The sequence below is a fragment of the Kosakonia sp. N21 genome, assembly GCF_050587465.1.
Lineage (GTDB): Bacteria > Pseudomonadota > Gammaproteobacteria > Enterobacterales > Enterobacteriaceae.
On the sequence record NZ_JBOBHR010000002.1, the window covers coordinates 721,768 to 733,749 of the forward strand.

Sequence of the window (11,982 nt, forward strand, 5' to 3'; positions counted from 1 at the left end):
AAGGCCTGAATCATTGCTGATTCAGGCCTTCTGAATAGTGGCGGAACGGACGGGACTCGAACCCGCGACCCCCTGCGTGACAGGCAGGTATTCTAACCGACTGAACTACCGCTCCGCGTTGTGTTCCCTTCAGGGAACGAGGCGCATATTACGGATTGCACCTGACGCCGTCAACGCTTTTTCCGGCGTTTTGAATCGTTTGCTGCAAAAATCGCCCGCAATAATGTTTTTGCAGAAATTACAATGTGATTCAGCTACGCCACAGGCAGCTTCCACCTTTTTTCTGCACCAAATCGAGGCGGGATTCATGGGCCATCACCTCCTCATCACTGGCTAAAACAACCCGCAGCTTACTTGCCTGACGCACAACACGCTGGATCCCAATTTCCCCGGTCTGCGACTGCCCTTCGCCTTCCATCGAGAACTTCATCGATGTCTGGCCGCCGGTCATCATCAAATAGACATCAGCAAGGATTTGGGAGTCGAGTAACGCCCCGTGCAATGTACGTTTACTGTTGTCGATTTCGTAACGCGAGCAGAGCGCATCAAGGCTGTTGCGCTTGCCAGGGAACATCTTACGTGCCAGCGCCAGGCTATCGGTTACTTTACAGAAGGTTTCCGTTTTCGGAATACCGCGATTCAGCTTGCTGAACTCGTAGTCCATAAAGCCGATATCAAACGATGCGTTATGGATCACCAGCTCCGCGCCGCGGATATAATCAATAAACTCATCGGCAATATCGCCAAACGTCGGTTTATCCAGCAGGAATTCGTCGGCGATGCCGTGAACGCCGAACGCTTCCGGATCCACCAGCCGGTCGGGCTTGAGGTAGATATGGAAGTTGTTCCCGGTCAGGCGGCGGTTCACCACCTCTACCGCGCCGATTTCAATAATCTTGTGCCCTTCATAGTGGGCGCCGATCTGGTTCATACCGGTGGTTTCGGTATCGAGGACGATCTGTCGTGTAATTGCAGTGCTCATAGCGGCCATTTATGTCAGACTTGTCGTTTTAAACACAGGAAGTCTACCAGAGATGCTTAAACAGGTAGAAATTTTCACCGACGGATCTTGCCTTGGCAATCCAGGCCCCGGTGGCTACGGTGCGATTTTACGCTATCGCCAGCATGAGAGAACCTTCAGCGAAGGCTACCGTCTCACCACCAATAATCGCATGGAACTGATGGCGGCGATTGTTGCACTGGAAGGGTTAAAAGAGCATTGCGAAGTGGTGCTGAGCACGGACAGCCAGTATGTGCGCCAGGGGATCACGCAGTGGATCCACAACTGGAAAAAACGCGGCTGGAAAACCGCAGAAAAAAAACCCGTGAAGAATGTCGATCTCTGGAAACGCCTGGATGCCGCACTCAGCCAGCATCAAATCCGCTGGGAGTGGGTCAAAGGTCATGCAGGTCACCCGGAAAACGAACGCTGCGATGAACTGGCGAGAAACGCGGCCATGAACCCCACTCAGGAAGATGTCGGGTATCAACCTGAGAGTTAAGACTGGCGCGTTGCGCCAACCGTCTGACGAACCCGGGGTTTATTACGGCTCTGCTTCATCGGGTTAAGCGTTAAAGGGATGGTGCGTTTGCGCGCGACAATCAGTTGCATACACCCCAGCGCCGGTAAGTGCGTGCTGAGCAGTTTCCCACCCTGTTTTGTCCAGGGCAGCACGCGAAAACCGCTATAATGTAAGACTTCGAAATTGAGCAGCGACAGCCAGTCGAGCTGGCGCATCAGGGTAAACATCCGGCTTCTGACTACCGGGTTGCGGCGAACAAACGGCACGGCTTTACATAGCCCAAGCAGGCTAATCGGGTTAAACCCGCTCATCACCAGCCAACCGTCGTCAATCAATACGCGGTCAACCTCCTGCAGCAGGCGATGCGGATCGGTGCACCAGGGGAGTGTATGCGCCAGCAGGCAAGCATCTACCGATTTCTCCGCAAAGGGTAAATGCAAAGGGTCGGCTCTGACCTGAGCAGGCTCGCCGCTCAGTGACACGTTGACCTGATGGGAAATAGCGCAACTTTCGACATTGATTTCCGCGCTGAGATTACCGATCTTAAGCAAATGAAATCCATACATTTTTGCCAGCCACGGTTTAAGTTCTCCCTCCAGCGCCTCACGATAATATGCGCCTTTGGGTAGCTCGCCCCAGCCTGCAGGTGCTACGAATGTTTGAGGAGTCCTTGCCGGTTTCATCACAACCTTCCGCTACGCTTTGAGAGGTAATTTATGAATCTTAACAGTATTCCCGCGTTTCAGGATAACTACATCTGGGTGCTGAACAACGATGACGGGCGCTGCCTGATTGTCGATCCAGGCGAAGCCGCACCGGTACTGAGCGCCATTCAACAGCATAACTGGCAACCGGAAGCGATCCTGCTGACCCACCATCACAACGACCACGTTGGCGGCGTGAAAGAACTGCGCCAGCATTTTCCCGACATAGTGGTATATGGGCCAGCAGAGACACAAGATAAGGGAACGACCCGGATCGTCGCTGAAGGCGATACGGTTACAATTTTGGGCCATGAATTTTCTGTGTTCGCCACGCCGGGTCACACTTTAGGACATATCTGTTTCTTCAGTTTTCCTTATCTGTTTTGCGGAGACACGCTGTTTTCAGGTGGATGTGGAAGACTCTTCGAAGGGACGGCAAAGCAGATGTATCAATCCTTTTGCAAAATTAATGCACTTCCGGATGATACGGTCATTTGTTGCGCACACGAATACACTTTAACAAATATGAAGTTTGCGGTGAGCATTCTTCCGCAGGATAGTGCACTTAACGAATACTATCGAAAAGTTAAGGAGTTACGTGCAAAAAATCAAAATACACTCCCCGTAATTCTTAAAAATGAACGGCGAATTAATTTATTTTTACGCACAGAAGATGATGATTTAATTGAGATAATTAACAGAGAAACAAATTTGCAACACCCTGAGGAACGTTTTGCATGGTTAAGGTCAAAGAAAGATAACTTCTGACATTTCCGGGTTGCCTTTTGAAAACTTCGCCGTTATGATCGCTCGTCTTTTAAGCAACTACTATTGACACACACATGAAGGCAAAAGCGATATTATTCGCCTCTGTCCTGCTCGTGGGGTGCCAGGCCTCAAAACACGATGGCACGGTCCAACAGCACGCACAGAGCCTTTCTGCAGCTGGTCAAGGGGAAGCAGGAAAGTTTACCAGTCAGGCGCGGTGGATGGACGATGGAACATTCGCCGCCCAAAGCAACAGTGACTTGTGGGCTTTCATTAGCGACGAGCTAAAGATGGGAATTCCGGAAAATGGCCGGATTCGCGAACAGAAACTAAGGTACTTAAGCAATAAGAGCTATCTCCACGATGTAACTTTACGGGCAGAGCCGTATATGTACTGGATAGCAGGGCAAGTTAAAAAACGTAACATGCCCATGGAACTGGTACTACTACCCATAGTGGAGAGCGCTTTTAACCCACACGCGACGTCTGGCGCCAATGCCGCAGGCATTTGGCAGATCATACCGAGCACCGGGCGTAATTATGGTTTAAAGCAGACACGCAGCTACGATGCGCGTCGTGATGTTGTGGCGTCGACTACCGCCGCCCTCGACATGATGCAGCGTCTTAACCGTATGTTTGACGGCGACTGGTTATTAACCGTCGCCGCGTACAACAGCGGTGAAGGTCGCGTACTGAAGGCAATAAAAGCGAACAAAGCGCGGGGTAAACCCACGGACTTCTGGTCGCTCTCGTTGCCGCAGGAAACCCGGATTTACGTGCCAAAAATGCTGGCCCTGAGCGATATTCTCAAGAACAGCAAACGCTATGGCGTGAGTCTGCCAACACCAGACGAAAGCCGTGCGCTGGCGCGCGTCAGACTGAGCAGCCCGGTTGAGGTTGAACAGCTGGCGGAAATGGCGGGTATTTCAGTGAACAAGTTAAAAACCTTTAACGCAGGCGTTAAAGGCACAACGTTAGGTTCAGCAGGGCCACAGTACGTGATGGTGCCGCAGAAACATGCAGATCAGTTGCGTGAATCGCTGGCATCCGGCGAAATCGCCGCCGTACAACCGACGCTGGTCGCGGATAACACACCGTTAACCAGTCGGAGTTACAAGGTTCGCTCAGGCGACACGCTTTCCGCTATCGCATCACGCCTTGGCGTGACCGCAAAGGATCTCCAGCAATGGAATAACCTTCGCGGGGCGAATCTGAAAGTGGGTCAGAACCTGACGGTTGGCGCAGGCAGCAGTGCACAGCGTCTTGCCAGCAACGGCGATAGCATTACCTATCGCGTGCGTAAAGGTGATTCGTTGTCCAGTATTGCAAAACGTCACGGCGTGAACATTAAAGATGTGATGCGCTGGAACAGCGATACTGACAATCTGCAGCCTGGCGATCAACTGACGCTTTTCGTGAAGAACAGCGCCACGCCGGACTCCTGATATAAGCCAATAAAAAAAGCACCGATCCCCCGGTGCTTTTTTTTCGCCCCTCGCCTGTCGCTACTTCTCTGTTTTCCCCGGGCTGAACTCCACCAGCAGCGGATTATGGTCGGAAGCACGGGTCACCAGCACCGATGCCTCTTGCACATTCAAACCGCGGTAGAATACAAAATCCAGCGGACGACCAAACGCCCGGCGGCGGTTGTCATCGGTAAATCGCACCTGGCGCAGGGACATATCCCGCGAGAAGCGATAGAGCGCATTCATTCGCGGGCGGCTCCAGGCGTTGAAATCACCCGCCATGATCACCGGCCCGACATGGCGCATGATCTGATCGCCAATCGGCAGCAATTGCTTGCTATACACATCAACGCCGAGGCTGAAGTTTACCGCATGCACATTCACCACCATCAGGTTGCGCGCATCCGGTAATGGGTAAACCGTCACCAATGCTGATTTTGCCAGCCGTAAAATCGGCTCACGCTCGCGCAATGGGCAACAGTAAACCGGGTGGGCAGCCGAGAGTGTCATCACACCAGACGGATGCTGCGGCAAAACAAAAGCGGGAACCTGATCGGCGGCAAGATAGTGAGTGGTCGCAAACCGAACCAGTTCCGGCGTGGTCTGCGCTTCCTGTAACAGGACAAGATGGGCGTCTTTACCAAAATTCTGCAATACCGACAGCCATTCAGCGCGTTGCTGTTTAAAGATATTCCACACCAGCACACGGATTTTTTCATCGCTGCTGAGAGGCACGCCAGCAGGCTGCGCTTTACCAATACTGGCGAAGGACCCTGGCGGTAAAATGCGCTCCGCAGGCTGTCCGGCAACATATCGCATGGCATAGGTATTCTTTGGCACTTTCGGCTTAAAACCTCGTTGATTTTCGCACCCGGTTCCCTGGTGCTCATTCTGTTATAGGGATTTTAACGCACAGTTTCAACGCCAATAGGCAGAAAAACCATCAGTTAAGGTGAGTGAGTACTTAATAACTTTTTCGCCCACAGGCGGCATGGCATCACAGCAGGCAACATGATTTAATAGCAAAGGAATGAATAATATCGCTGAAATATTGCTACAGAGGCAAAAATGAAAACGACTTCGGAAGAACTCGCGATCTTTGTCGCGGTTGTCGAAAGTGGCAGCTTCAGCCGGGCAGCGGAACGCCTGGGGCAGGCAAATTCGGCGATCAGCCGTGCAGTCAAAAAGCTGGAGAACAAGCTCGGTGTAAACCTGCTTAATCGCACCACCCGTCAGCTCAGCCTGACAGAAGAAGGCGAACGCTATTTCCGTCGTGTGCAAAATGTATTGCAGGAGATGGCGGCGGCGGAAACGGAAGTGATGGAAACCACATCCATTCCACGCGGTACACTACGAATTGATGCTGCAACTCCCGTGGTGTTGCATTTCCTGATGCCGCTGATTAAGCCCTTCCGCGAACGCTATCCTGAAATTACCCTCTCGCTGGTCTCCAGCGAAACGTTTATCAATCTGATTGAACGCAAAGTCGATGTCGCGATCCGGGTGGGCAAACTCACCGACTCAAGCCTGCGCGCCCGGCCTTTGTTCAAAAGCTACCGTAAAATTATTGCCTCACCCGAATATATTGCCCGTTACGGCGTGCCGGAATCCGTAGACGCGCTGAGCGGTCACACCTGCCTGGGGTTTACCGAACCGGCCTCGCTTAACACCTGGCCTGTCGCCTCGGCGGATGGTCAACTGTACGAGGTGACACCGGATATTTCGTCCAACAGCGGAGAGACGCTCAAACATCTGTGCCTGAGTGGCAATGGCATCGCCAGTTTATCGGACTATATGATCGACAAGGAGTTGGCCAGCGGGGAGCTGGTGGAGGTGTTAGCGGATAAACGCCTGCCAGTAGAGATGCCCTTCAGCGCGGTGTATTACAGCGACCGGGCGGTCAGCACACGTATTCGCGCCTTTATCGATTTTATTAGCGAGCATGTGCCGCGCTAACAGTAACGGGAGCAAACGCTCCCGTTGTTTTATGCCTCAATCCCACTGAGGCGCCAGCCCTTCCGGGCTAACCAGACGATCGTTGCACTCCAATTCGGCGATAGCCGCGTTGTCTGCCGCATCCAGTTTCAGCGACTGCGACAGCAGGTTGCTCGCCAGATTTTCGCGTCGGGTGGAAGACGGGATCACCGCATAACCTTTGCCCATCGCCCAGGCCAGAATCACCTGTGCCGGCGTGGCGTTGTGTTTCTGCGCAATCCGGCCAATCACGTCATCCTTCAGCGCTTTGCCATAAGCCAGCGTCATGTAAGAGGTAATGTGAATGCCATGCTGGCTCGCCCAGTCAACCACTTTACGGTTTTGCAGATAGGGGGAGAGTTCTATCTGATTGGTGGCGATATTTTCTACACCAACGGCCGCAATCGCCTGCTCCATTAACGGGATAGTGAAATTCGATACCCCAATCTGGCGAGTCAGTCCCTGCGCTTTCGCTTTCATCAACTGCTGCATTGAAACGGCAACCGGTACCGCCGCGCCCGGAGAAGGCCAGTGGATCAGCGTCAGGTCAACATAATCGGTGCCCAGTTTTTGCAGGCTCTCTTGCAGGCTGGGGATCAGCTTGTCTTCGCCCAGATTTTCCGTCCAGATTTTAGTGGTGATAAACAACTCTTCACGCGGGATGCCACACTGAGCCAGCGCTTTACCAATCGCCGCTTCGTTACCATAAATCTGTGCGGTATCAATCACACGATAACCCAGTTCCAGTGCCTGGGTGACGGAGGCAATTACCGCTTCATCCGTTAACCGGAAGGTACCCAGACCAAATGCAGGGATAGACATAAGAATTCCTCTTTTCATCACTTTCCAAAATTGTGTGCAGATTATTACCAGCCGATTCACCGGGAAAAAGAGCCAAAAAAGCAGAGGATTTTTGCGTCAGCAGCAATAGTATTCAATGCAGAGCACTATAGTAACTTGCATTTTGAAAGTCACTATGTCACCGTGAGGACAAATCCTGAACTGTTCTCTGGTCTGAAGATGAAAAATGAACCCCTTTGCCATGCCCCTTGCCCTATCGCCCGCAGCCTGGGCCGCATTGGCGACAGTTGGAGCATCATTATCCTGCGCGACGCGTTTGCCGGTTTTACCCGCTTTGATGAGTTTCAAAAAAGCACCAATGTCGCGCCGAATATCCTCTCCCGTCGCCTGAAAGAGTTGGTTGAAGACGGCCTGCTGGAAAAAGTGTGCTACAGCAGTACCCCACCGCGTTATGAATACCATTTGACCGAGCGCGGTCGCGATTTTCGCCCCGTATTGCTGGCGCTGGCGCAATGGGGCAACCGTTATTTCTCCCCGGAAGGACCGCAGATTCAACTCGTTGAGAATGCAACTCAGCGCCCGGTAGAAGCCATCCTGGTTGATAAAACCACCGGAGATCCTATTACACCGGAGAAATACACGTTGGTCCCCGGCCCCGCCGCTTCGCCGGTTATTCACTATCGCCATGGTTATTTGCAACGCAAACGCACAGGTGATACAGGGCAAAAATTCTTACCGCAGCAGCATATGGGTGACCATCATGACCCAGAGGAGTAAGAAAAAAGCGCTAATGCTGGCGCTTATTGCCGCAGCATTACTGACAACAGCGGGTTATGGCGCGTACTGGTGGCATAGCGGGCGTTTTATGCAATCCACTGACGATGCCTACGTCGGCGGTGACATCAGCGCCATTTCCACGAAGGTCTCCGGCTATATCCAGCGTATTGCCGTGCAGGACAATATGGCGGTCAGGAAAGGTGACCTGCTGGTGCAACTCGACGATCGTGATTACCAGGCTGCGCTGGCAAAAGCGCTTGGCGAAGTAGCCGCCCAGCAGGCAGCGCTGGCAGATGTGGCAGCCTCCCGGCAATTACAACGGGCGGCAATAGAAGGAGCCACTGCATCGCTGGCAGCCGCCCGGGCAGCAACAGAAAAATCCGCTAACGATAACCGGCGCTATGGCGCGCTGGTCATGTCCAGTGCAGTCTCCGCTCAGGTGCGGGAAAACGCAGCGGCGGATTATCGTCAGGCTCGGGCGCAAGAGAGTAAAGCCCAGGCTGACCAGAGGGTGGCAGAGCGCCAGTTGAGCGTGCTGGATGCGCGCGAGAAACAGACGCTGGCAGCGTTGATGCAGGCACAAGCCAGTCTTGATATGGCGCGGCTGAACCTCAGTTATACCGAAATCCGTGCGCCGTTTGATGGTGTGATTGGTAACCGACGGGCGTGGTCAGGATCGTATGTCAACAGCGGCACCCAGTTGCTTTCCCTCGTACCGGCGCAGGGCCTGTGGATCGATGCCAATTTTAAAGAGAGCCAACTGGCGCACATGCTCCCCGGGCAAAGAGCGACTGTTGTTGCAGATGTCTTGCCAGGCCATACCTTTAGCGGGCGCGTCGCCAGCGTCTCCCCGGCGACAGGATCGCGCTTTAGTATTCTTCCCGCTGAAAATGCCACAGGCAATTTCACCAGGATCGTCCAGCGGGTTCCGGTGCGTATAGCACTGGACGGTGAAGCCGCCACGCTCAATGTGCTGCGCCCGGGTTTATCGGTGATCGTCACCGTTGATGAAAAGAGCGCACAATGAGCATCAGCGATGCCTTGCACCGGCAGCATGAAATGCCATTGTCGGTCAGCAAGAAGGTGTTTGCCTTCGCCACAATGTGCATCGGGATGTTTATCGCGCTTATCGACATTCAGATAGTCTCCGCCTCTTTACGGGATATCGGCGGCGGACTTTCGGCAGGAGACGATGAAACTGTCTGGGTACAGACCAGTTACCTGATAGCCGAGATCATCATCATTCCTCTCTCAGGCTGGCTGGCAAGAGTGATGTCCACTCGCTGGTTGTTTGCCACGTCTGCTGCTGGGTTTACCGTGATGAGTGTGCTGTGCGGCTGGGCGTGGAATATTCAGAGCATGATCGTTTTTCGGGGTCTGCAAGGACTGGCGGGCGGGTCGATGATCCCGTTGGTCTTCACCACCGCTTTTGCTTTTTTCCAGGGTAAGCAGCGGGTAATCGCGGCAGCAACAATTGGTGGGTTGGCCTCGCTGGCACCCACGCTTGGCCCGACAGTAGGTGGCTGGATCACGGAAAACTTCAACTGGCACTGGTTATTCTTCGTCAATATCGTGCCGGGTATTTACATCACCCTCGCCGTGCCGCTGCTGGTCAAAATCGACACGCCCAACCCCTCGTTATTGCGCGGTGCGGATTATCTCAGCATTTTGTTGCTGGCAGTTTCCCTTGGCAGCCTGGAGTACACACTGGAGGAAGGCCCGCGCTGGGGCTGGTTTGATGACAATACCCTGGCGTTGACTGGCTGGATCGCCCTGTTGTGCGGCATCGCGTTTATTGTGCGGACATTACGTCATCCCCAACCGGTCATGGATCTGCGCGCGCTGCAAGACCGGACGTTTACCCTTGGCTGCTACTTCTCGTTTATGGCAGGCGTAGGCATCTTTGCTACGATCTATTTAACTCCGCTGTTTTTGGGTACGGTGCGCGGTTTCAGTGCACTGGAAATTGGTCTGGCCGTTTTCTCGACCGGCTTGTTTCAGGTGCTTTCCATTCCCTTCTACGCATGGCTGGCTAACCGCATCGATCTGCGCTGGTTGCTGATGGCCGGGTTGCTGGGTTTTGCTGCATCAATGTACAGCTTCATCCCAATCACGCATGAGTGGGGTGCAAGCGAATTACTGCTACCACAGGCCTTTAGAGGCATTTCGCAGCAGTTCGCCGTTGCGCCAACGGTCACGCTGACCCTCGGTAGCCTGCCACCTGTAAGGCTGAAATTGGCGTCCGGACTGTTTAATTTGATGCGTAATCTGGGCGGCGCCATCGGTATTGCCCTGTGCGGGACAGTGCTCAATAACCGTACCAATTTGCACTACAATCGTCTTGCCGATCATCTGAATAACACCAATCTTTCACTGACTGATTTTCTTCAGGGAAGCATCTCAAGGCTTATGGGGATGGGTATTTCTCCCGATCTTGCCGACAGCGTCACGCTGAAAAACCTTTCAGCACTCACGTTGCGAGAAGCGCGAACAGAAGCGTTCGCGGATACGTTCTATTTGATCATGGCTGGTTTTTTGATTGCCACGCTGCTTGTGCCATTCATGAAAAAGCCGCAGGCGTAGTAATAACGAAGGAGAATCGAGTATGAGCGTTTCGCAAAAACGCATCGTCGTGACGGGAATGGGCATTGTCAGCCCACTGGGGTGCGGCGTGTCGCATGTCTGGCAATCACTGCTGCAGGGAAATTCGGGGATTTCTCGTCTGCTTGAAGATATCGTTGACGATATTCCCTGCAAAGTCGCGGGCCAGGTTCCTTCTGTCGAACAGGATCCGCAGCATGGGTTCGATCCACTGTCGGTTATTCCCGCAAAAGAACGCAAAAAGATGGATCGCTTTATCGAGTTTGCGCTGGTTGCTGCGCATGAGGCGCTGAGCCAGGCAGGATGGTTTCCCGAAGATCAGGCGGCAAAGGATCGCACTGCCACGGTGATCGCCACCGGTATTGGTGGATTTAACGAGATTGCGAATGCGGTACGAATCACGGATTCACGCGGGCCTCGCCGCCTCTCTCCGTTCACCATTCCCTCTTTTCTGGCTAATCTGGCGGCAGGACACGTCTCTATTGCGCACGGTTTTCGCGGCCCTATTGGCGCGCCGGTTACCGCCTGTGCCGCAGGTGCGCAGGCAATAGGTGACGCCGCGCGGATGATCCGTAGCGGTGAAGCAGATATCGCATTATGTGGTGGCAGTGAAGCGGCTATCCACCGGGTTAGCCTCGCCGGGTTTGCCGCAGCCAAAGCGCTTTCTAGCGGATTTAATGACTTTCCGACGGCCGCATCCCGCCCCTTTGATCGCGATCGTGATGGTTTTGTAATGGGAGAAGGCGCCGGATTATTGGTCATTGAATCGCTGGAACATGCACAGGCGCGTGGGGCAATGCCGCTGGCCGAGTTGGTGGGATATGGAACCAGTGCGGATGCTTATCATCTGACCGCCGGCCCCGAAGATGGGAATGGCGCACGTCGGGCAATGGAAGCCGCGATCCGTCAGGCAGGCATCAAGGCAGAGGATATCCAGCATATCAACGCGCATGCAACGTCAACACAGGTGGGTGACAAAGGTGAGCTGGCTGCAATCAAAAGCGTTTTTGGCTCAACCTCAGTGGCAGTAACGTCAACAAAATCCGCGACAGGCCACCTGCTCGGCGCAGCCGGCGGGATCGAGGCGATTTTTACCATTCAGGCTTTACGCGAACAGATTGTTCCACCGACATTGAATCTGCACAATCCCGATGATGAAGCGGATGGCGTTAATCTGGTGGCGCTGAAAGCGCGTCCGCTCGGCATGCGCTACGCGTTATCGAATGGTTTTGGATTCGGTGGTGTTAACGCCAGTTTGTTGTTGAAACGCTGGGAGTGATCGACAAAAGGGGCTTAATTACCCTTTTATTTTATAAGTTACAGACGAAAAAAAACCGTATCTCGCGAGAGATACGGTTCTTAAAATGA

12 protein-coding genes and 1 tRNA gene are annotated in these 11,982 nt (G+C 53.5%); 8 read left to right on the plus strand and 5 right to left on the minus strand.

Annotated elements, in window-relative coordinates; all coding sequences use genetic code 11:
* Nucleotides 1–38: 38 nt before the first annotated feature.
* Both ACQ3G7_RS07085 and dnaQ read right to left on the minus strand, forming a co-directional pair.
* Nucleotides 39–115 (minus strand) — tRNA-Asp (locus tag ACQ3G7_RS07085).
* 135 nt (nucleotides 116–250) lie between these two features.
* Nucleotides 251–982, minus strand: a complete 732-nt coding sequence (gene dnaQ / locus ACQ3G7_RS07090) for a DNA polymerase III subunit epsilon (protein ID WP_430889326.1) — start codon at nucleotides 980–982, stop codon at nucleotides 251–253.
* Here dnaQ and rnhA point away from each other — a divergent pair.
* Nucleotides 936–1,502, plus strand: coding sequence for a ribonuclease HI (gene rnhA, locus ACQ3G7_RS07095; protein ID WP_197058861.1), 567 nt, complete (start codon nucleotides 936–938; stop codon nucleotides 1,500–1,502). The two genes, dnaQ and rnhA, sit on opposite strands and share 47 nt — an antisense overlap.
* Here rnhA and ACQ3G7_RS07100 read toward each other — a convergent pair.
* Entirely contained in the window at nucleotides 1,499–2,206 is a 708-nt protein-coding gene (locus ACQ3G7_RS07100; protein WP_263097970.1) for a class I SAM-dependent methyltransferase, read from the minus strand. The genes rnhA and ACQ3G7_RS07100 overlap by 4 nt on opposite strands.
* A gap of 33 nt (nucleotides 2,207–2,239) precedes the next feature.
* Between ACQ3G7_RS07100 and gloB the strand changes: the two genes are divergently transcribed.
* Nucleotides 2,240–2,995, plus strand: coding sequence for a hydroxyacylglutathione hydrolase (gloB, locus tag ACQ3G7_RS07105; RefSeq protein ID WP_430889327.1), 756 nt, complete (start codon nucleotides 2,240–2,242; stop codon nucleotides 2,993–2,995).
* 74 nt (nucleotides 2,996–3,069) lie between these two features.
* Nucleotides 3,070–4,440 carry a murein transglycosylase D gene (gene mltD, locus ACQ3G7_RS07110; RefSeq protein WP_263097972.1) on the plus strand — a complete coding sequence of 457 codons (1,371 nt, stop codon included), beginning with the start codon at nucleotides 3,070–3,072 and terminating at the stop codon, nucleotides 4,438–4,440.
* 60 nt (nucleotides 4,441–4,500) lie between these two features.
* Here the strand turns inward: mltD and ACQ3G7_RS07115 are convergent, their stop codons facing one another.
* Nucleotides 4,501–5,301, minus strand: coding sequence for an endonuclease/exonuclease/phosphatase family protein (locus tag ACQ3G7_RS07115; protein ID WP_430889328.1), 801 nt, complete (start codon nucleotides 5,299–5,301; stop codon nucleotides 4,501–4,503).
* Nucleotides 5,302–5,529: 228 nt separating this feature from the next.
* On the opposite strand from ACQ3G7_RS07115, the gene yafC reads away from it, so the two are divergent.
* Nucleotides 5,530–6,417 (plus strand): DNA-binding transcriptional regulator YafC, encoded by an 888-nt coding sequence (gene yafC, locus ACQ3G7_RS07120; protein WP_263097974.1) that lies wholly within the window; start codon nucleotides 5,530–5,532, stop codon nucleotides 6,415–6,417.
* 36 nt (nucleotides 6,418–6,453) lie between these two features.
* On the opposite strand, the gene dkgB is transcribed toward yafC, so the two are convergent.
* The gene (gene dkgB, locus ACQ3G7_RS07125) at nucleotides 6,454–7,257 is read right to left on the minus strand and encodes a 2,5-didehydrogluconate reductase DkgB (protein WP_263097975.1); all 804 of its coding nucleotides are present in this window, start codon (nucleotides 7,255–7,257) and stop codon (nucleotides 6,454–6,456) included.
* Nucleotides 7,258–7,455: 198 nt separating this feature from the next.
* Between dkgB and ACQ3G7_RS07130 the strand changes: the two genes are divergently transcribed.
* The 4 genes from ACQ3G7_RS07130 to fabF are packed head-to-tail and all read left to right on the plus strand — an operon-like array spanning nucleotide 7,456 to nucleotide 11,893.
* Complete coding sequence (locus ACQ3G7_RS07130; RefSeq protein ID WP_263097976.1) at nucleotides 7,456–8,013, plus strand: winged helix-turn-helix transcriptional regulator; 558 nt, start codon at nucleotides 7,456–7,458, stop codon at nucleotides 8,011–8,013.
* The gene (locus ACQ3G7_RS07135; RefSeq protein WP_263097977.1) at nucleotides 7,997–9,040 is read left to right on the plus strand and encodes an HlyD family secretion protein; all 1,044 of its coding nucleotides are present in this window, start codon (nucleotides 7,997–7,999) and stop codon (nucleotides 9,038–9,040) included. Before ACQ3G7_RS07130 ends, ACQ3G7_RS07135 begins: the two co-directional genes overlap by 17 nt.
* Nucleotides 9,037–10,596 carry a DHA2 family efflux MFS transporter permease subunit gene (locus ACQ3G7_RS07140; RefSeq protein WP_430889329.1) on the plus strand — a complete coding sequence of 520 codons (1,560 nt, stop codon included), beginning with the start codon at nucleotides 9,037–9,039 and terminating at the stop codon, nucleotides 10,594–10,596. The genes ACQ3G7_RS07135 and ACQ3G7_RS07140 overlap by 4 nt, the downstream gene beginning before the upstream one ends.
* 22 nt (nucleotides 10,597–10,618) lie before the next feature.
* Nucleotides 10,619–11,893 carry a beta-ketoacyl-ACP synthase II gene (gene fabF, locus ACQ3G7_RS07145; RefSeq protein ID WP_430889330.1) on the plus strand — a complete coding sequence of 425 codons (1,275 nt, stop codon included), beginning with the start codon at nucleotides 10,619–10,621 and terminating at the stop codon, nucleotides 11,891–11,893.
* Nucleotides 11,894–11,982 lie beyond the last annotated feature (89 nt).

Coding starts and splice junctions, on each gene's coding strand:
- dkgB (WP_263097975.1), bottom strand. CDS start 7,257: ATGTCTATCCCTGCATTTGGTCTGGGTACCTTCCGGTTAACGGATGAA.
- ACQ3G7_RS07140 (WP_430889329.1), top strand. CDS start 9,037: ATGAGCATCAGCGATGCCTTGCACCGGCAGCATGAAATGCCATTGTCG.
- fabF (WP_430889330.1), top strand. CDS start 10,619: ATGAGCGTTTCGCAAAAACGCATCGTCGTGACGGGAATGGGCATTGTC.
- ACQ3G7_RS07100 (WP_263097970.1), bottom strand. CDS start 2,206: ATGAAACCGGCAAGGACTCCTCAAACATTCGTAGCACCTGCAGGCTGG.
- gloB (WP_430889327.1), top strand. CDS start 2,240: ATGAATCTTAACAGTATTCCCGCGTTTCAGGATAACTACATCTGGGTG.
- yafC (WP_263097974.1), top strand. CDS start 5,530: ATGAAAACGACTTCGGAAGAACTCGCGATCTTTGTCGCGGTTGTCGAA.
- mltD (WP_263097972.1), top strand. CDS start 3,070: ATGAAGGCAAAAGCGATATTATTCGCCTCTGTCCTGCTCGTGGGGTGC.
- dnaQ (WP_430889326.1), bottom strand. CDS start 982: ATGAGCACTGCAATTACACGACAGATCGTCCTCGATACCGAAACCACC.
- ACQ3G7_RS07130 (WP_263097976.1), top strand. CDS start 7,456: ATGAAAAATGAACCCCTTTGCCATGCCCCTTGCCCTATCGCCCGCAGC.
- ACQ3G7_RS07135 (WP_263097977.1), top strand. CDS start 7,997: ATGACCCAGAGGAGTAAGAAAAAAGCGCTAATGCTGGCGCTTATTGCC.